The 17677-nt window shown below is 36.0% G+C and carries 22 protein-coding genes, 1 other RNA gene and 1 pseudogene; 16 read left to right on the top strand and 8 right to left on the bottom strand.

From position 1 onward, the window contains the following. Together FJR38_RS03370 and FJR38_RS03365 are read right to left on the bottom strand one after the other, a co-directional pair. Window positions 1-645: pseudogene (locus tag FJR38_RS03370) on the bottom strand (WD40 repeat domain-containing protein); the annotation flags it as partial. 311 nt (window positions 646-956) lie between these two features. Then, a complete protein-coding gene (locus FJR38_RS03365) occupies window positions 957-2531 on the bottom strand; it encodes an NACHT domain protein (protein ID WP_168535388.1) in 1575 nt (524 codons plus the stop codon). A gap of 877 nt (window positions 2532-3408) precedes the next feature. On the opposite strand from FJR38_RS03365, the gene FJR38_RS03360 reads away from it, so the two are divergent. The 7 genes from FJR38_RS03360 (at window position 3409) to FJR38_RS03330 (ending at window position 7153) form a co-directional block, all read left to right on the top strand. Beyond that, window positions 3409-4839, top strand: coding sequence for a form I ribulose bisphosphate carboxylase large subunit (locus FJR38_RS03360; RefSeq protein WP_168535386.1), 1431 nt, complete (start codon window positions 3409-3411; stop codon window positions 4837-4839). Between the two features lie 70 nt (window positions 4840-4909). Continuing rightward, a complete protein-coding gene (locus tag FJR38_RS03355) occupies window positions 4910-5317 on the top strand; it encodes a chaperonin family protein RbcX (RefSeq protein WP_168535384.1) in 408 nt (135 codons plus the stop codon). A 45-nt stretch (window positions 5318-5362) separates the two neighbouring features. Next, a complete protein-coding gene (locus FJR38_RS03350) occupies window positions 5363-5692 on the top strand; it encodes a ribulose bisphosphate carboxylase small subunit (RefSeq protein WP_015079281.1) in 330 nt (109 codons plus the stop codon). Window positions 5693-5823: 131 nt separating this feature from the next. After that, entirely contained in the window at window positions 5824-6048 is a 225-nt protein-coding gene (locus FJR38_RS03345) for a type II toxin-antitoxin system Phd/YefM family antitoxin (protein ID WP_168535382.1), read from the top strand. Further along, entirely contained in the window at window positions 6048-6434 is a 387-nt protein-coding gene (locus FJR38_RS03340; RefSeq protein ID WP_168535380.1) for a type II toxin-antitoxin system VapC family toxin, read from the top strand. Before FJR38_RS03345 ends, FJR38_RS03340 begins: the two co-directional genes overlap by 1 nt. A 54-nt stretch (window positions 6435-6488) precedes the next feature. Next, window positions 6489-6740 carry a hypothetical protein gene (locus tag FJR38_RS03335; protein WP_168493532.1) on the top strand — a complete coding sequence of 84 codons (252 nt, stop codon included), beginning with the start codon at window positions 6489-6491 and terminating at the stop codon, window positions 6738-6740. After that, complete coding sequence (locus FJR38_RS03330) at window positions 6731-7153, top strand: putative toxin-antitoxin system toxin component, PIN family (protein WP_168535378.1); 423 nt, start codon at window positions 6731-6733, stop codon at window positions 7151-7153. The genes FJR38_RS03335 and FJR38_RS03330 overlap by 10 nt, the downstream gene beginning before the upstream one ends. Window positions 7154-7183: 30 nt before the next feature. On the opposite strand, the gene FJR38_RS03325 is transcribed toward FJR38_RS03330, so the two are convergent. Further along, window positions 7184-7699: a GNAT family N-acetyltransferase gene (locus FJR38_RS03325; protein WP_168535376.1), complete on the bottom strand. Its 516-nt coding sequence runs from the start codon at window positions 7697-7699 to the stop codon at window positions 7184-7186. Between the two features lie 125 nt (window positions 7700-7824). On the opposite strand from FJR38_RS03325, the gene FJR38_RS03320 reads away from it, so the two are divergent. Next, window positions 7825-9048, top strand: a complete 1224-nt coding sequence (locus FJR38_RS03320) for a ribulose bisphosphate carboxylase small subunit (protein WP_168535374.1) — start codon at window positions 7825-7827, stop codon at window positions 9046-9048. A gap of 184 nt (window positions 9049-9232) precedes the next feature. Here FJR38_RS03320 and FJR38_RS03315 read toward each other — a convergent pair whose 3' ends face one another. Both FJR38_RS03315 and FJR38_RS03305 read right to left on the bottom strand, forming a co-directional pair. Continuing rightward, window positions 9233-10348: a peptidoglycan-binding protein gene (locus FJR38_RS03315; protein ID WP_371418131.1), complete on the bottom strand. Its 1116-nt coding sequence runs from the start codon at window positions 10346-10348 to the stop codon at window positions 9233-9235. A gap of 139 nt (window positions 10349-10487) precedes the next feature. Continuing rightward, window positions 10488-11036 (bottom strand): 2'-5' RNA ligase family protein, encoded by a 549-nt coding sequence (locus FJR38_RS03305; RefSeq protein WP_168535372.1) that lies wholly within the window; start codon window positions 11034-11036, stop codon window positions 10488-10490. 157 nt (window positions 11037-11193) lie between these two features. Here FJR38_RS03305 and FJR38_RS03300 point away from each other — a divergent pair, with 157 nt between their 5' ends. The 5 genes from FJR38_RS03300 (at window position 11194) to queF (ending at window position 13084) form a co-directional block, all read left to right on the top strand. Continuing rightward, on the top strand, window positions 11194-11460 hold the full coding sequence (locus tag FJR38_RS03300) for a YciI family protein (protein ID WP_168493541.1): 267 nt from the start codon (window positions 11194-11196) through the stop codon (window positions 11458-11460). A 37-nt stretch (window positions 11461-11497) separates the two neighbouring features. Continuing rightward, window positions 11498-11594, top strand: an RNA gene (gene ffs / locus FJR38_RS03295) — signal recognition particle sRNA small type. A gap of 25 nt (window positions 11595-11619) precedes the next feature. Continuing rightward, the gene (locus FJR38_RS03290; protein ID WP_168493543.1) at window positions 11620-12012 is read left to right on the top strand and encodes a phasin family protein; all 393 of its coding nucleotides are present in this window, start codon (window positions 11620-11622) and stop codon (window positions 12010-12012) included. Between the two features lie 156 nt (window positions 12013-12168). Next, window positions 12169-12588 carry a hypothetical protein gene (locus FJR38_RS03285; protein WP_168535370.1) on the top strand — a complete coding sequence of 140 codons (420 nt, stop codon included), beginning with the start codon at window positions 12169-12171 and terminating at the stop codon, window positions 12586-12588. Window positions 12589-12667: 79 nt separating this feature from the next. Continuing rightward, window positions 12668-13084, top strand: coding sequence for a preQ(1) synthase (gene queF, locus FJR38_RS03280; RefSeq protein ID WP_168493547.1), 417 nt, complete (start codon window positions 12668-12670; stop codon window positions 13082-13084). Window positions 13085-13202: 118 nt separating this feature from the next. Here the strand turns inward: queF and FJR38_RS03275 are convergent, their stop codons facing one another. Further along, window positions 13203-14276, bottom strand: coding sequence for a glycosyltransferase family 4 protein (locus tag FJR38_RS03275; protein ID WP_168493549.1), 1074 nt, complete (start codon window positions 14274-14276; stop codon window positions 13203-13205). A gap of 384 nt (window positions 14277-14660) precedes the next feature. On the opposite strand from FJR38_RS03275, the gene FJR38_RS03270 reads away from it, so the two are divergent. The 3 genes from FJR38_RS03270 (at window position 14661) to FJR38_RS03260 (ending at window position 16818) form a co-directional block, all read left to right on the top strand. Beyond that, entirely contained in the window at window positions 14661-15374 is a 714-nt protein-coding gene (locus tag FJR38_RS03270) for an ABC transporter permease (RefSeq protein ID WP_371418130.1), read from the top strand. Between the two features lie 330 nt (window positions 15375-15704). Further along, the gene (locus FJR38_RS03265; protein ID WP_168493553.1) at window positions 15705-15983 is read left to right on the top strand and encodes a LuxR C-terminal-related transcriptional regulator; all 279 of its coding nucleotides are present in this window, start codon (window positions 15705-15707) and stop codon (window positions 15981-15983) included. 250 nt (window positions 15984-16233) lie between these two features. Beyond that, a complete protein-coding gene (locus FJR38_RS03260; protein ID WP_168535366.1) occupies window positions 16234-16818 on the top strand; it encodes a Uma2 family endonuclease in 585 nt (194 codons plus the stop codon). Window positions 16819-16909: 91 nt separating this feature from the next. Here the strand turns inward: FJR38_RS03260 and FJR38_RS03255 are convergent, their stop codons facing one another. Next, window positions 16910-17362: a hypothetical protein gene (locus FJR38_RS03255; protein WP_168535364.1), complete on the bottom strand. Its 453-nt coding sequence runs from the start codon at window positions 17360-17362 to the stop codon at window positions 16910-16912. Then, entirely contained in the window at window positions 17352-17660 is a 309-nt protein-coding gene (locus FJR38_RS03250; protein WP_168535362.1) for a hypothetical protein, read from the bottom strand. Before FJR38_RS03250 ends, FJR38_RS03255 begins: the two co-directional genes overlap by 11 nt. Window positions 17661-17677: the final 17 nt, after the last annotated feature.

Below are 17677 nucleotides of genomic sequence, written 5' to 3'. Positions count from 1 at the left end.
TGCTACTGCTTGTACATAGGAGTTATGACCAGTCAGGGTAGAGAGTTCCTTTCCTGTGTCCAAATCCCACACCTTCAGGGTGTTGTCATCTGAAGCAGAAACGGCTTTTTTGCCATCGGGGGTAATTGCTACTGCTCGTACCGAGTCGTTATGACCAGTCAGGGTACGCAATAGATTTCCCCCTGGAGTGGTTAAGCTGGCTGTAAGGGGACGCAATCGGGGAATTTCACTTTTACTTGCTGCGGCATCTGCTAATATTTTCTGAATATCTGAATTTTCAAAACTCTGCAATCTTCCCCATAATTGACCCACTAATTGATGTCGGTCTTGATTCACTACATGGGCTGATAATTCTAAGGTTTGTTGAATTAATTTGAGTGTTTTGATTTGTTCTGTTGCTAGTTTTTCATCATCTGCTAAATTATCCAATATTTCAATATCTTCAATTAGAAGATAATCCCTAATTAGGGCTTCTACTCCAAATTTATCATGATTAATTTTTAAATAAATAAAATCAAAATCCATGACAGTTTGATAATATTTTTCTGTGTTTCCTGCTTTTAACTGTTGTTCAGGAAATTGACCTAAAAACAAGCTTTTAAATTCTGCTGGTTTTGATGCTAATTTAGTTGCGATATTTCCCATTGATTTGTTTATCTCCTTTAGATATTTAACTCAAGTTGCTATAGTCATCCTATTTGAGTTATGAACTTTTTTTAAAAAACGAACCGCAGAGACACAGAGGACACAGAGGTAGAGAAATAAGAGATGAGATACCTACGGTACGCTTTGCGAACACATTTTATTTAGGATAGCTATGGTTATCTATTTGAGGTTGATAGTTGATGATGAAATTCCAGTCTTAATCCTGTACATCCTCTAATCCTGGACATCCTGATTCTGACAATAATAATGGTGCGTTACGCTGTCGCTAACGCACCCTACATGGATTTTGATTATAAGTTCATCTGGTTCTCCATATAATCAGCCATACTCTTATTAAGTTCTTTAAAAAATTTCTTACGTTTATCTTTATCTAACGTATCCTGACCTTTAAGAAACTCTAGAAAACTGCGATGATAAATACTATAGTAGGTTTTCTTTTCATCTTTATTTTCTTTCGGTGTTACATATTCAATCCAATCATCTAACACATCTTTGACATCAAATTCATCTTCATCCAAAATATCTGCAATCATTCCACTAGAAATTGGTTCTCCTCTTTCTACTAAGATATAAAGTATTTTCACTTTCTTTTCATTAGTTTCTTTATCCATCCCCATGCGTGTCCAATGACTTGTATAATAGGCTTGTAAACCTTGGGGTAAACCCGTTAAAGTTAAATCGTTATATTTTCCTTCAGCTATTCCCGGTAAAAGATAGCGTAAATAAATAAAATTCTCCTCACTCTTAACCGCTATTTGTTCCACAAAACTATCTTCAGAAATGTTGCGTTCATTAATCCAATTTCTGAGTTTTGCATCATTATTCAAAAATAAATACAGATATTCTTTTACGTCTTCCTGACTCAAAGCTGTATAATCACTCTTGGTTAAATCCAATTCACCTACAGGTGTATCTGGAGACAAAGTTAAACGTTTTGTTTCTTGATTATAAGGTCTTCTTGTTAGTAAAAAATAAATTCCATTAGGAACATTTTGTGGTAAATCTAAAAGATTGCTATTTCCTTCTTGTTCTACTTCATCTAGTGCATCTACAACAATGACTAATTTTTGTCCTTGGAGTTTTTCACTGGTTTTTTCTAGTAAGGTTCTTAAATCAGCGTTATCTACATTTTGAAGAGAATAACGTTTAATTAATTGTTGACGAATACCCGCTAAAAACTTTTCTGGTTTGTTACGTCCTTCTGCGAAAACATTAAAATAGCAGGGAAATTTAGTAGCTAAAACGTATTTAGACGCTATGGCACTTTTTCCCATCCCTGCATCCCCAATCACTGTAAAATAACCCTTGGGGTTAGATGTGAAGAAGTTATTAATCGCTTTAAATACAAAATCACGTCCACAAAATAACCGAGTTTTTTCAAAGATTAAGGCTTTAAATTCTTTCGGATAAACATCTAAATCCCAATCTGGATAAGGTTGATATTTTGAGGATTTCGTTTGTTTCGCAACTGCAATAAAAGCTTCACCAAATTCTTCTAATTCCGCCAAAAAATTAATTTTTGCATTAATGATCTCTGTCTTTAAGGCGTTGTTTTGATTAAGAAATTTTTTGGTATTTTCTACAAACTCAAAAGGAACATTATTACTGTAAGCATCCCAAAAATAACCTTTAATTACTTTTTCTCTAAACAGGTTTAAAATTGCTTCTGATTTAAATACACCATATCTTACTAAAGTGTAACCATAAACAGTATCCACGTCATCAAGAATTTGGGTAGGATTGAGTTTTAATTCTTGTAAAACTTTGATAACAGCTTCATTTTTTTGAGCTTGTTTAATAATTAGTTGACTAGCTTGAGGAGCATATTTACTAATCACCGAAGTAATAGCGGCAAATTCTATCATGGATGATTACTGAAGGTTTACTATTTTGCTTACAAGTATTATTACACTTAATATACTAATAGTATTTGAATTTTGAAAAAATTTAAGTATTTCTAGGGTACGTTAGGCAACGTTAGGCGATCGCTCTAAGCGTAGCTATGGACACAAGGGATTTATGCACCCTAAGTATCTTGATAGCTTTGCTGGCACTGACAAAAATAAAATATTAGTCCTATATGGGTCTTACGTATTTTTAAAATTAAAATATACACATTTGTAAATGAATCTTAACAAAATGTTAAAACTTTATATAATTAGAAATTCAAATAGATTAAGTTAACAAAAGTTGAAAAATAACTTATTGAATTATTGATATATTGTGGGGTAAGCTACAAATTCACTGATGTGCAACTTTTTCTCCCTTGCTCATCCCAGACTAAACCTGTCTTCAGTGAATTTGCCTCATGATCAATCTTTACCCGCATTAGGTAGAGGAATCAGAGTAAAAAAAGAGAATTGCTGCAAACCAGCTTCAAAAACTGGAATGCCATCATTTTTCCGGCAAAAACTCCACAGACGGCTTGTAAAGCCAAGAAGTTGATCTTGAATCAAGTAGGTTTAGTAGGGTATGCAAACTCAAGATGACAAGATTTTGTATTCCTGGGACGAAAAATAACAGCGTCACCTAGTGTGTCTGAAGAATATGGTAAAAAATTTGTTGCGGTAAATTGCTACCACAACTAGGTTTGTGCAGCAATCCTGCCACCATAGAAACTGATCGCCCCTAATCATAAGCAAAACTTATAATCTTATTAAGAATGAATAAAGAGTAGGAATGAGAAAAAGTTGCACATAACGTGATTTGATAGTAAAAAGAGTGACTCCTTGGAAGGAAAATATGTCTTACGCACAAACGAAGACTCAGGCTAAGTCTGGGTATCAAGCTGGGGTTAAAGATTACAGACTAACTTATTACACACCTGATTACACACCTAAAGATACAGACCTTTTAGCAGCATTCCGGATGACTCCCCAACCCGGCGTTCCTCCAGAAGAAGCTGGTGCGGCTGTAGCTGCCGAGTCTTCCACTGGTACTTGGACAACTGTGTGGACAGACTTGTTGACCGACCTAGATCGCTACAAAGGTCGTTGTTACGATATCGAACCAGTTCCTGGTGAAGACAACCAATACATCTGTTACGTTGCTTATCCCTTGGACCTGTTTGAAGAAGGTTCTGTAACCAACGTATTAACCTCCATCGTAGGTAACGTATTTGGTTTCAAAGCTTTGCGGGCGCTACGTTTGGAAGACATTCGTTTCCCTGTAGCTTACATCAAGACTTTCCAAGGACCTCCTCACGGTATTCAAGTTGAACGCGACAAGTTGAACAAGTACGGTCGTCCTCTATTGGGTTGTACAATTAAGCCCAAATTAGGTCTTTCTGCTAAGAACTACGGACGTGCTGTTTACGAATGTTTACGTGGTGGTTTGGACTTCACCAAAGACGACGAAAACATCAACTCTGCACCATTCCAAAGATGGCGCGATCGCTTCTTGTTTGTAGCTGAAGCTATCAACAAAGCACAAGCAGAAACCGGCGAAATCAAGGGTCACTACCTGAACGTTACCGCTCCTACCTGCGAACAAATGATCCAACGGGCTGAGTACGCTAAAGAACTCAAAATGCCCATCATCATGCACGATTACCTGACCGCAGGTTTCACCGCTAACACCACATTGTCTCATTGGTGTCGTAATAACGGTATTCTGTTGCATATTCACCGTGCTATGCACGCTGTAATTGACCGTCAGAAAAACCACGGTATCCACTTCCGTGTATTGGCTAAAGCTCTCCGCTTGTCTGGTGGTGATCACATCCACACCGGTACAGTAGTTGGTAAGTTAGAAGGTGAACGTGGAATCACAATGGGTTTCGTTGACCTATTACGTGAAAACTACATTGAGCAAGACAAGTCTCGTGGTATTTACTTTACCCAAGACTGGGCTTCTCTGCCTGGTGTAATGGCAGTTGCTTCTGGTGGTATCCACGTATGGCATATGCCCGCGTTGGTAGAAATCTTTGGTGATGACTCCGTACTACAATTCGGTGGTGGTACTTTGGGACACCCCTGGGGTAACGCTCCTGGTGCTACAGCTAACCGCGTAGCTCTAGAAGCAGTTGTTCAAGCTCGTAACGAAGGTCGTAACTTGGCTCGTGAAGGTAATGATATTATCCGCGAAGCTGCTAAGTGGTCTCCTGAGTTGGCTGTTGCTTGCGAACTGTGGAAAGAAATTAAGTTCGAGTTTGAAGCAATGGATACCGTCTGATAATTGAGGATTTGGGATTTTGGATTTATCAACAATCCAAAATCTAAAATCTATAGGGCTGGGGTCAAGCATGGATCTAAAGCAAATTGCGAAAGAAACAGCCAAAACTCTCCAAAGCTACCTGACTTATCAGGCACTTAGGACTGTATTAGCACAGCTAGGCGAAACAAATCCTCCTTTAGCACATTGGTTGCAAAACTTTTCCGCTGGGAAAATCCAAGACGGAGAAGCATATATTGAGGAACTGTTTCTGGAAAAGTCAGATTTGGCATTACGGATTATGACTGTCAGGGAACACATAGCGGCAGAAGTGATCGAGTTCTTACCAGAAATGGTGCTAACTGGCATTCAGCAAGCCAATATGGAACAGCGTCGCCAGCATCTCGAACGCATCACGCAACTAAATTTATCAAGTCCCAGCCCGAAAACTGAAAAGCAGATAATATCAGATCCTAATTTGGATAATTTATCTAATTAGTCAGTCAACCAAGTAATAAAAAATCTCCCCCACTTATCAAAAACTATGCAAACTTTACCTAAAGAGCGTCGTTACGAAACCCTTTCTTACCTTCCCCCTCTGTCTGACGCGCAAATTGCCAAGCAAGTTCAGTACATTATCACACAAGGTTTCATTCCCGCAATTGAATTCAATGAAACTTCTGAACCAACAGAACTTTATTGGACAATGTGGAAATTGCCTTTGTTCGGCGCTAAAACTACTCAAGAAGTATTGAGCGAAGTTCAAGGTTGCCGTTCTCAGTATGGTAACTGCTACATCCGTGTTGTTGGTTTTGACAACATTAAGCAGTGTCAAGTTATGAGCTTCCTTGTTCACAAACCCAGCAGATACTAAGAGCTAATTAGCTAATAGTTATTTGATAAATTAAAAAGAGGGGTAGAGTTTTCTATCTCTCTTTTTTTAGTTTTGATAGACAATAGAATTGTCGGTTGAGTCGCACACACAAACAACTAAAGGTGGTAATTATGCAACAAATTACTCTTGATGAAGCATCTCAACACTTATCTGATTTAATTGAAGCAGCACTCAATGGTGATGAAATTTTCATCATGAAAGATAATCAACCTGTGGTGAAATTAATTCCTGTATTACCAGTTAAACACCATCGTCAACCTGGTAGTGCGAAAGGAATGGTAACAATGGCTGATGATTTTGATGCACCTTTAGAAGATTTTCAGGAATATATGTGATGATGTTTTTAATAGATACACATACATTTATTTGGTATGTAACAGATAATTCTCGACTTAGTAATCAAGTTTTAGAATTGATTAACGATGAGAATAATCAGATTTTTTTGAGTATAGCTAGTGTTTGGGAAATGGGAATTAAACACGGGTTAGGAAAGCTAACTTTTAATCTTCCATTTGAGACGTTTATAACGCAGCAGATTAGTATTAATGACTTCACGGTGTTAGATACAAAAATCAGTCATATTACGGCTATTACTCAACTGCCTTTACATCATCGTGATCCTTTTGACAGAATGTTGATTGCACAGGCTATGGTGGAAAATATACCTGTAATAAGTGCTGATACAATTTTTGATGCTTATCCGATAAGGCGTTTATGGTGAAGACTAAACGCTAACAGACCCTAATAAAGTAAACTAGAGTCGGAGGTAATGATCATGCCAATATTGACATTGAGTGAATCACAAATTATTGAATTAGTCAAACAGCTACCACCAGAAAGTAAACGGGTAGTTTTGTTAGAACTAGCTAAGGAAAGCGAAAATGGGCGTGAGTCTCGCATGGAATATGCTGAAACTCAACTACATAACTTATGTACTGAACGTGGTTTAAATTGGAATACCATGTCAGAAGATGAACGTGAATCATTTATAGATGATTTGGTGCATGAGGATAGACAGTGCGCCTAATAGTTGTATTTGATACAAATGTTTTGCTCTCTGGTATTGGCTGGAGAAGCAAACCTTTCCGTTGTCTTGAATTGGCACGTAGCGGCATAATAGAAGGTGTAATATGTCCAGAAATACTTGAGGAAGTTACAAAAAAATTGCAGCAGAAGTTAAAATTTTCAGATACTCAAGTAATTGATACAATAGCTGATTTACTTAGCTTCCTCAGATTAGTAACAATTACTAACACTTTGAATTTTCTCACTACTGACCCAGATGATAATATGGTTTTAGAATGTGCAGTTTTGGCGAATGCAACTCACATTGTTACAGGTAACAAATGTTTTTTGTCACCTTTAGTTAGTTATGAAGGTATTGCAATTGTAAATGCAACAGATTTCCTTACTTTCATATTACCTGAAGAATTAACTTAATAAAGTTAATAAGAATTAGTTTACTATCTCTTAAATATCATAGCCCATGATATAATCATCCATGACAAAGCCACCACCAAAGTCTATTACCTGACTATCAATAATTTTAAAACCAAATCGAGAATAAGCTTTAATTCCTTTTTCATTCCTTTTATTAACATTGAGAATTATTTGTTGTAGATTCATATTTTTAGCTTTTTCGTATATATGAGATAACATCATTTGTCCATAACCAAAACCATGCAATGATGTTAATAAATAACATTTATGTAATTTTAAATAACTCATATTATTCATTATTTCTGAACTATAAGATAAATAACCAACTAATTCAGAATTATGTAAGACCTGATCATAAAATATCCCTTGTTCATAAATTTCATTTTCAATTACGCCTATTCCATACATTTTATCTAGCATATACTCTATTTGTGCATTGCTGATAATTGTAGAGTAATGGTTATACCAAATTTCTCGACTGATTTTTCTCAGTTCTTCTAAATCTGTATTTAATAACTTAGTAATAGTAATTGATGAATTATTCATAGTGAGAATTATATTTTTATTAAACTTATCTGTACGAATTTACAAATTTAATTTACCACTTAATTGACTATCGTTACCAAAAAAATCTATTATAATTTTAATAAATCATAACCAGGGATAATTCTATGAGTTACTATATTGCTCCTAGCTTTCTTGATAAACTTGCAGTTCATATTACCAAAAACTTTTTAAATATTCCTGGTATTCGAGTTCCCCTGATTTTAGGTATTCATGGCCGCAAAGGAGAGGGAAAATCCTTTCAATGTGAGTTAGTCTTTGAAAAAATGGGTATTGAAGTAACTTTAATATCTGGGGGAGAATTAGAAAGTCCAGATGCTGGAGATCCTGCGCGGTTGATTCGGTTACGTTATCGGGAAACAGCAGAATTAATCAAAGTGCGGGGGAAAATGTGCGTACTGATGATTAATGATTTAGATGCAGGTGCGGGACGCTTTGACGAAGGAACTCAATATACAGTAAATACCCAGTTGGTAAATGCCACACTGATGAATATTGCTGATAATCCTACAGATGTGCAGTTACCGGGAAGTTATGACTCCAATCCTTTATGTCGTGTCCCGATTATTGTGACAGGAAATGATTTTTCTACTCTCTATGCACCATTAATTCGTGATGGGAGAATGGATAAATTTTACTGGGAACCCAACCGCGATGATAAGGTGGGAATTGTCGGCGGAATTTTTGCACCTGATGGACTTTCACCACGAGAAATTGAACAATTAGTTGATACTTTTCCTCAGCAATCTATTGACTTTTTTAGTGCTTTGCGATCGCGGATTTATGATGAGCAAATTCGCCAATTCATTCACCAAGTCGGGTTTGAAAATGTTTCTTTACGAGTTGTGAATAGTTTAGAAGGTCCTCCAGCATTTAAAAAGCCAGATTTTACTTTATCTCATTTAATTGAGTCTGGTAAATTTATGGTGGGTGAACAAAAACGGGTGGAAACTTCTCATTTGGTTGATGAATATAACCGCTTAAATCGCGGCAAAGGTTATCAAGCAGCTTCTCCTATTGCAGAAGTTCCAGTTAGTAAACCTGTAATTAATCAACCGACTCATTTAAGTTTAGAAACTCAAGAACAGGTTCGGCAAATTTTAGCTCAAGGTTGTCAAATTGGGATTGAACACGTTGATGAAAGACGTTTCCGTACTGGTTCTTGGCAAAGTTGCGGTACTCTTAATATTGATGCACATTCAGATGCTATTTCTGCTTTAGAATCTTGTTTAGATGAATATAGCGGTGAATATGTGCGTTTAGTGGGGATTGACACAAAAGCCAAAAGACGAGTTGTGGAAACAATTATTCAACGCCCCAATGGGAAATAATTAGGATTTTTGGCGTTGCTGATTAAGAGTATGATTTTGTTTCACGCAGAGGCGCAGAGTCACAGAGAGTAAGAGTTTGAAATCATTGATTTTTGAATTTCATACCCTAATTCAGCAACGCCGGATTTTTTTCATGTAGAGATGCTTTATGGACTATCTCTACATGGATTAAAGTCATTTAATACTAAACCGGAGTTAAAAATAGTTTAGCTTCTGCCTGTCTTCTCCGTCTTAATCCTGCTTCCACATTAGTTCCAGGATTCCTATATTTTAGAAAAGTTTCTTCAATTTCATCCCATTTCTTGTCTCTCAAAACTCTAGTCATGCTGGAGAAGTTGGAATTACCATAAAAATTAGCACCCAAGTTATAAGCAAAACTCAATAAAGCTCCCTGTTGATTAACATTTAACTCGTTCCAAACAGGAATTTTGATGAGGGGTGGTAAATAGCTATTATCTAATTGGAAAATCAAAATTTCTTCGGCTTGTGCTTTAGTAATTGTTTCACCCAATTTCCATTCACTACCATCTTTTTTGCGAGTAGTTCCCCAACCAATTGTGATAGGTTTACCTCCAGAAAGAGGATCAGGATAAGCTTTGAGAAATAATCCTTCAAATTCTTTAATCAAAGCAACTCCAGGAAGTGGTACTTTTCCAGATGAACCGCCATAAAGACCTGTAATATTCAGACTTTTTTCCTGAACTACAGCTTTTTCTAGGGGTTTGTTTGGTGTGACTATAGGGTTTCCAAGAGCTTTATTTAAAGCATCCTGGGTTTTTTTCCCGACTATTCCATCTGCGGTTAAACCCTGTTGTTGTTGAAATTGTTGGACTGCTGCTAGAGTTTTGTTACCAAAATCACCATCTATTTCTCCAACATTAAATTTAAGTTCTGTTAAAATTCTTTGCAACTGTTCAACTTTTGTACCTTGAGAACCTTTTTTGAGAGTTTCGTTAATAAGAGAAAGTTCGGAAATAGATGATTTTATAGATAAATTGTTATTCAGATTCTTTTCTGTCATTACAGCCTTTTCTGCGGATTTATTTGGTGTGGATATGAGGTTTTCAAGAGATTTATTTAAAGCATCCTGGGTTTTTGTTCCGACTATTCCATCTGTTGTTAAACCCTGTTGTTGTTGAAATTGTTGGACTGCTGCTAGAGTTTTGTTACCAAAATCACCATCTATTTCCCCAAGATTAAATTTAAGTTCTGTTAAAATTCTTTGCAATTGTTCAACTTTTGCGCCTTGAGAACCTTTCTTTAGAATTTCATTGATATTGAGAATTAATTTGCCGACCATAATGATACCCTGATAAGTGAGTCTAAGTTGCTGGCTATTGATGAGGATACTATAACAATTATTAGTATATTTGAATGATTCAATGAAAGTGAATTTTTGTAAAGAAAGTTTTTGTATTTTTCTGCAAAAGAAGGAGAAATTACAGTGTTGGACAAAAAGCAAATTTTGATTTGATATTCCAGCATTTCCCATTATGAATCAGTAGGGTTAAATGAGTTGCTGTGTATTCAAAATGCAACTGACGCTGTACAAATTCTGGCCAAGCAGTCCGAAAATTCTGCTTTGTTAAATCCCGAAATGCTACTGTTAAATGAGGAACAAAGGGACTAGTTTTACTAACTTGGTCAATAATTCCTAAGTTATTTTCTAGATATGTGGTTAAATCTAGTTGTAAAGTCAAAATTGCTTGACTTTTAACCACATTTATGTATATGACCCGGGGTGGAAAAGCGCCAAACCCATTAAATGTTATTGGGACTGATTCCTGTTGACTAGCGAATTCTTGGAGAGACATTTCTAAACTTGATACGGCATTATCTGGCCATTCAAAGGGTGGTTGTAAGGTAATATGGGGTGGTGATTTTTGGGCGCTACGACTGGCGTATTTATCTGCAAAGTATTGTTTAATGCTATTGGCATATTCTTGAATATGTTGTGGTGGTAATAAGGCAATAAAAAAGCGATCCATTAAATTTTAGAGTGTAATTAGATAGACAATTTAATTATAGTAGCGGTTAATCTTGAAGTGTGATAGAAACAAATCTATGAATTAATACAAATATGATCACAAATCATGATAAGTTTTAGTAAATGAAAAATTGCTAATCTAAAATCCAATCCAATATATGCCTTGGTTTGTCAAGATTGAAGCTGGTAAGGTTGATAAACCTACCTTTGACCAATATGTACCCGCCCACAGAGCCTATGTACAAGAGTTGATTACTAAAGGACACAAGGCTAAAACGGGTTATTGGGCGCAAAAGGGTGGTGGGATGATGTTATTTGAGGCGGCTTCGATGGATGAAGCCCAAGCAATCGTAGCTGGTGATCCCTTGGTACAGAACGATTGTGTCAGCTATCAACTATTTGAATGGCGAATTGTTATCGAATGACACACAAATTCTGAATTTTAGTGTTATGATTCTAAAAGACCTGGATCTATGCAACTTCAACGCCCAAATCTTGTCAGGACCGGAAGGTAGCAGCAATAAGGGATGCTTGTGGTAGGCGTAGTCTCCGGGTCGCCTTATTTGTAGGAGCTTTCAGTAGCAATGCCTGGTTTTGGAGATATTGTACAAAAAGCTTTTTATCTCGGTGTTGGGTTAGCCTCTTACGCTGGTGAAAAAGCTGGGGGGAAATTAGCCGAACTGCGATCGCAAGTCCAAAAATTAGCAGATGAAATGGTAGCCAAAGGCGAGATGAACACAGAAGAAGCTCGCCGCTTTGTCGAAGATATGATGAAGCAAGCTCAACAGCAACCAACGTCTGGAGAAACATCGGAAAGAACAGCCCCTTCTGAACCTCGTCGGATCGAAATCCTTGAGGTAGACGAAGAACCAACTGTAAAAGAGGCGCAAAAAGAAAATGGCGATAATGTAGATCACTTGCGCGATCAAGTGCTAGAACTACAGGAAGAGTTAAAACGTCTGCAACGCGAACCGTAAAAAGCAATTTTTTACTTTGGGTATCGGTAGCATTTAATTCTGGAAAAATGACGCTATACCCGATATGGTTTTGTGTGCTTTACCTATTGTGTACTCTAGCACTTTCAGCCAGATGGTGTTATGCGTCATGTTTTTAGCCAGTAAGGGCATTAAGTTATGGAACAGTGGCAAAAAGACTTAATAGACATGATCGAAACCGTGGCTGATGACGTAGAGCAGTTCTTCCTGGGAATGAATGATATGGTAGATGCTTTTTTTGAGTTCACGGAAGAAATTACTGAAGAAGTACAAAACACATTTCTAGCTGATATTGATGCCTTCAGTACATTACACGAACAGTTTTTACAAGACTTAGCTGAACCACTTTTGGAAATTTACTGGGAACTCGAAGACATCGCAGAAGATGTAGATCCTGGTTTTCCTTATGCGGTAGAACCTACACTCGAAAAAAATGCAGCTTGTATTGGTTGTAGTCACTATCACGGACAAGTTTATAGCGGTAATTTGTTAGTTTGTGGTATGCACCCTCACGGCTGGGATGATGAAAGTTGTCCAGATTGGGAAAAAGGGAATTAATTCAGCAATCCATCAAGCAAGCTGGGGAGAAATGTTAAGTTAATAATTGTGAATCTCTGCATTTATTTCTACTAACATAATGAGTAACTTTGCACCGGAAACTGTATCCCCAGCCAGTCAAGAAATTAAGTATGGTGAACGCGAGATTGCGGAAGGAAAATTAATTACCTTTCCTAATCCCCGCATTGGGCGACGCTATGATATTAGTATTACATTACCGGAATTTACTTGTAAATGCCCTTTTTCCGGTTATCCTGACTTTGCAACTATTTATATTAGTTACATTCCAGATCAACGGGTGGTTGAGTTGAAGGCACTTAAGCTTTATATTAACAGCTACCGCGATCGCTACATATCCCACGAAGAAACAGCCAATCAAATTTTAGATGATGTAGTTGCAGCTTGTGATCCTTTAGAAATTACTGTGAAAACCGATTTTACCCCCCGTGGAAATGTGCATACAGTAGTTGAAGTTAGACATCAAAAAGGTGTCTAAACAAAAAATATTGTAGAGACGTTCCATGGAACGTTTCTACAAGAATTATGGATTTATGAGGATGTTTTATCAAATTAGGGCTAGGAGTCAATTGTCAATTATCAATTGTCCTTGTCTGTTAACTAACTAAAACATTGCGAAAATAACCATTTTGTTGAGCTAATTTTTCTCCAATAATCTGTTGATAAACAGCCTCATAACTTTTAGTCATCTGTTGAACACTGAAATTTTCTTCCACATATTGACGACAAACGTAACGATTCAAGCTACCTATTTTGTCAATAGAATCAATACATTCTTCGATATTATTACAGAGAAAGCCAGTTTTCCCATCAACAATAACTTCCTCTGTTGAACCTAGTCGCATAGCAATTACAGGTGTACCTGATGCCATTGATTCTACCATGACTAATCCAAAAGGTTCTCGCCAAGTAATGGGGAATAAAGTTGCATAAGCACCTCCCATAATTGCATTTTTCTGCACATGATTAGCTTCACCTAAATATTCAATTTGCTTACCATCAATATGTGGTTTAATTTCTTGTTCAAAATATTCCACATCAACTACATCCACTTTACCTGCTATTTTTAACCTCTGACCAGTTTTTTTCGCAATCTCAATTGCTAAATGTGTTCCTTTTTCTGGAGATATTCTTCCTAGAAAAGCTAAGTAAGATGGTTCTATTGGTTGAGGATAAAATTCATAACTACTAACATCTATTCCATTATAAACAGTGTCTACATAGTTTAATCCTAATCTGGGTTCTCTTTGAGAGTTAGAAATACTAATATAAGGCTGTTTTCGACAATGTTTAAAGATTTTTTCATTGTCTGGTGTAAAAATGCCATGTAAAGTATGTACCGTAGGAGTTGCGACTAAGTTTGCAGATGTCAATGTTGCGACTCCCATGTGGGAATGAATAATATCAAAATCTGCTGCTTGTTCATAGACTGATGCTAGTTGTAGAAATTCATAAATACTTGAATCTCTGATAGTAGAATCTAGCCTTAAAGCGCGGGGATGAACTGATACTAATTTTGCTAAAGTTAAAGAATCTCCTGATGCAAATAGTGTCACTTCATGTCCAAGACGGACTAATTCATCAGTTAATAATCCTACTACCAATTCTATGCCACCATAAGCTGGTGGTGGTACTCTCTCCCACAATGGAGCAATTTGAGCAATTTTCATTATCAATCTCCTAAAATATCAGATTTATATTTCCAGTTATTTGAAAATAAATTGAATAACTAACAGGAAATAGCTAAAAGTTAAAAGAAATCGCCCTTATTCATGATTGTACTACCAAATCTTATGCTTTGCTTTTGTTATTTTTTGTCTATCTTAGGTAGTGTAACTATCTGATTCTTAAGAAAGAAATTAGACAAAAGATCATGGTGATATTTTTGATTTTTAACTTGACTTAAAACAAAATATCAAGTATAATATAATACGATTTATCAATAGTCGCAGATATTAAGCAAAATGAATATATACAAACAAATAAATAAACCGCGTGTTTCATGGCAGGCGGTTTTCGCACTAGTCGTATTTGTGTTTATGTACCTACCGATTTTGGTACTAGCTTTTTATAGTTTTAATAAATCACCTTACAGTGCTAAATGGGAGGGATTCACCTTAGAATGGTACGAAAAATTATTTAGTGATGAACGGATTTTATCCGGGTTATATAATAGTTTATTAGTTGCTTTTTGTGCTGTGGGAGTTTCCGCAGTGTTGGGAACATTAATGGCTGTAGGGTTGGCACGTTATGAATTTCCTGGTAAAAAAATATATCGAGGAATTGCTTATTTACCCTTATTAATTCCTGATATTGCGATCGCTGTTTCGACACTAGTATGTTTAGCAGCTTTTGCTATTCCTTTGAGTATATGGACTATCATCGCTGCCCATATCGTATTTTGTCTATCCTATGTGGGCTTGGTAGTTTCTGCGCGGATGAATAATATCAATCCTGATTTAGAAGAAGCCGCTTTAGATTTAGGTGCAACCCCCATACAAGCCTTCATTTTAGTTTTATTACCTCAATTAATGCCGGGGATTATTTCTGGATGTTTACTGGCTTTTGTATTGAGTTTAGATGATTTTTTAATTGCTAGTTTTACCGCTGGAAGTGGTGCAAATACCTTACCAATAGAAATTTTTAGTCGCATTAGAACCGGAGTAAAACCGGATATTAATGCTTTAAGTGTGATGTTAATTTCTATGACTGCTATTGTCGCTTTAATAGGAGAATTGATTCGGACTGCGGGGGAAAAGAGAAAATAGGAGATAATGAAAAAGATTCTTGATGAAGATTTCTACAGGTTATAGAGGGTTTGGGAAGAATTGCTTAACAAGCCCTTGCAACGCGAACTAATGAGCTACTTAATAGACATCTCCAGAAAAGAATGTAGAAACGTTCCATAGAACGTCTTTACAAGGGTTCAGTGACAATAAATACCTTTTATTTGTAGCTTGTATGACTACAAATCTAAAATTAAAAGAAAATATTGACATTAGTATTATTAACAACATTTAAAAATGTCTACCTCGGAAAGAATCTTCTAGAATGAGAAATAAGACTTGAGTACATATACTAAGGGAGAATAGTAAGTCATGGCTGCTAGTGAGTCTGGGACACCTGTTAGTCTGTCAGACAGAGAACTGCAAATTATCGACTTAGTGGCCACTGGCTTAACTAACCAAGAAATTGCAGCTAAACTGGAAATTAGTAAACGTACAGTTGATAACCACATCAGTAACATTCTCACAAAGACTAAAACTGATAACCGTGTGGCTTTGGTGCGTTGGGCTTTACAATGGGGCAAAGTTTGTTTGAATGATGTTAATTGCTGTTCTCTTCCCCCTCGGAATGATGAAAGTCTGTCTTTGTAAAGCAACATAGTAGTCAAGAAGCTGATTCATCAGATTTTTTAACTATTTTGTAGGTTGCTTATTGAAAGTAGGAGTGATTGATTTACGCTGTTGTGTACTAATCACAGTGCATACTTGAAAAGCACAAGTGTTAGAGGCGTAAATCAATTATCTTCCGCATTATAATTTATACAATTGACACTAATAGCAAATCTCCGAATCATCTAAATTGTGGTAAAATTAATCTTAATTTTCGATGGAGAAAATAATTATGCTTTCATCTCCTTTGATATTACATTTTCCCTCATCAATGCCAATGACAGATGATCAATTTTTTGAATTCTGTCAAGAAAACCGTGATTTACGTATTGAGAGGAATAAATTTGGAGATATATCAATCATGTCACCCGCAGGTTCAGAAACAGGAAATAGAGAAGTTAACATCCTTGGACAGTTATGGGTCTGGTCAGAAAAAGATGGAACAGGTATAACTTTTAGTTCCAGTACAGGGTTTAAACTTTCTACAGGTGCAGAACGTTCTCCTGATGCTTCCTGGATAAAGTTAGAAAGATGGAATCAACTCACACCACAGCAACAAAAGAAGTTTGCACCTATTTGTCCTGATTTTGTAATTGAATTAAGATCACCTTCTGATAACTTGCAACCTTTAAAAGATAAAATGCAGGAATATATGCAAGAACCAGAAATAAAACTAGGTTTATTAATTGACCGCAAAAATCGTCGAGTTTATATTTATCGTCCTGGACAAATAGAGGAATGTTTAGAAAATCCTGATGCTGTTAATTGTGAACCTATTTTACCGGGTTTTATTTTGAATATGGGTAAAATTTGGTAAACAAAATAATCAACAAAATACAAGGAAATAATTATGCTTTCATCTTCCTAGTGATGTAGATGCTTTGTTAAATAAGAGGTTTTGGGAAGAATTATGACAAATACTTATTCACAAATTCTTGAGGAGTTAAACATTCAAATTCTTTTGTTTCTTGAACTAAACAACGAATTAGTTTATAATTAGCAGAAACAAAACACTGAGTTTCACCCTTACTAGCAGTTAAATAAACTCCAATATCTTCACGAGGAATTAATCCTAACTCTTCTAGTTTGAGCCATTCTTCAGAAGTAAAATTGACATAAATAACTTGTAATTGCTGCCAAATTCGAGCAACAATTTGACTACCCCAATCTTTATTATATAAACGTTTAGATACTCGTAAAATTTGATCTAATAACTCTTCTGAAACGATAATTTCTACAGAAGAAGGTTGTAAAAAACCAACTGATTCTAATATTTTTCTTTCATAACTATTCTGATTAGCAACACCGATAATATAAATATTAGTGTCTAAAAATAGACGTTGAGGGATATCATAACTCATTGCGATTCTGTGATTTTAATAAATGTTCTTCAGCCATTTCTTTTTTTACATCTTGAATTAAATCAATAATTTGCTCATGGGAATTATATCCTGTATTATCTAATGACTCTTTTACCTGTGTTGCTAATATTTCTAGGGGAATTAGTGTTTGCTCCTGAAAATTTTCTTGGAGATTTTTGGTAACAGCTTGTGTTAAAATTAGTTTTAATTCAGTCTCCAGAGTACGTCCATGTTGTTTTGCTTGATATCTGAGGTTTTCGACTAGGTTGGGTTCTAAGTTATCTAGAATTATTTTCATATTTCATACATAGCTTG

The organism is Anabaena sp. UHCC 0253 (assembly GCF_009712085.1).
Classification (GTDB): domain Bacteria; phylum Cyanobacteriota; class Cyanobacteriia; order Cyanobacteriales; family Nostocaceae; genus Dolichospermum.
The sequence above is the reverse complement of the archived record's forward strand: the minus strand, read 5'-3'. Positions and strand labels throughout refer to the sequence as shown.

Excerpts from the sequence above, each read along its gene's own strand:
- FJR38_RS03285 (WP_168535370.1), top strand. The coding sequence starts at position 12,169 with ATGGAACAGTGGCAAAAAGACTTAATAGACATGATCGAAACCGTGGCT.
- FJR38_RS03335 (WP_168493532.1), top strand. The coding sequence starts at position 6,489 with ATGCCAATATTGACATTGAGTGAATCACAAATTATTGAATTAGTCAAA.
- FJR38_RS03315 (WP_371418131.1), bottom strand. The coding sequence starts at position 10,348 with ATGGTCGGCAAATTAATTCTCAATATCAATGAAATTCTAAAGAAAGGT.
- FJR38_RS03300 (WP_168493541.1), top strand. The coding sequence starts at position 11,194 with ATGCCTTGGTTTGTCAAGATTGAAGCTGGTAAGGTTGATAAACCTACC.
- FJR38_RS03350 (WP_015079281.1), top strand. The coding sequence starts at position 5,363 with ATGCAAACTTTACCTAAAGAGCGTCGTTACGAAACCCTTTCTTACCTT.
- FJR38_RS03265 (WP_168493553.1), top strand. The coding sequence starts at position 15,705 with ATGGCTGCTAGTGAGTCTGGGACACCTGTTAGTCTGTCAGACAGAGAA.
- FJR38_RS03290 (WP_168493543.1), top strand. The coding sequence starts at position 11,620 with ATGCCTGGTTTTGGAGATATTGTACAAAAAGCTTTTTATCTCGGTGTT.
- FJR38_RS03355 (WP_168535384.1), top strand. The coding sequence starts at position 4,910 with ATGGATCTAAAGCAAATTGCGAAAGAAACAGCCAAAACTCTCCAAAGC.
- FJR38_RS03345 (WP_168535382.1), top strand. The coding sequence starts at position 5,824 with ATGCAACAAATTACTCTTGATGAAGCATCTCAACACTTATCTGATTTA.
- FJR38_RS03260 (WP_168535366.1), top strand. The coding sequence starts at position 16,234 with ATGCTTTCATCTCCTTTGATATTACATTTTCCCTCATCAATGCCAATG.
- FJR38_RS03305 (WP_168535372.1), bottom strand. The coding sequence starts at position 11,036 with ATGGATCGCTTTTTTATTGCCTTATTACCACCACAACATATTCAAGAA.
- FJR38_RS03365 (WP_168535388.1), bottom strand. The coding sequence starts at position 2,531 with ATGATAGAATTTGCCGCTATTACTTCGGTGATTAGTAAATATGCTCCT.
- FJR38_RS03340 (WP_168535380.1), top strand. The coding sequence starts at position 6,048 with ATGATGTTTTTAATAGATACACATACATTTATTTGGTATGTAACAGAT.
- FJR38_RS03255 (WP_168535364.1), bottom strand. The coding sequence starts at position 17,362 with ATGAGTTATGATATCCCTCAACGTCTATTTTTAGACACTAATATTTAT.
- FJR38_RS03360 (WP_168535386.1), top strand. The coding sequence starts at position 3,409 with ATGTCTTACGCACAAACGAAGACTCAGGCTAAGTCTGGGTATCAAGCT.
- FJR38_RS03320 (WP_168535374.1), top strand. The coding sequence starts at position 7,825 with ATGAGTTACTATATTGCTCCTAGCTTTCTTGATAAACTTGCAGTTCAT.
- FJR38_RS03275 (WP_168493549.1), bottom strand. The coding sequence starts at position 14,276 with ATGAAAATTGCTCAAATTGCTCCATTGTGGGAGAGAGTACCACCACCA.
- FJR38_RS03250 (WP_168535362.1), bottom strand. The coding sequence starts at position 17,660 with ATGAAAATAATTCTAGATAACTTAGAACCCAACCTAGTCGAAAACCTC.
- queF (WP_168493547.1), top strand. The coding sequence starts at position 12,668 with ATGAGTAACTTTGCACCGGAAACTGTATCCCCAGCCAGTCAAGAAATT.
- FJR38_RS03325 (WP_168535376.1), bottom strand. The coding sequence starts at position 7,699 with ATGAATAATTCATCAATTACTATTACTAAGTTATTAAATACAGATTTA.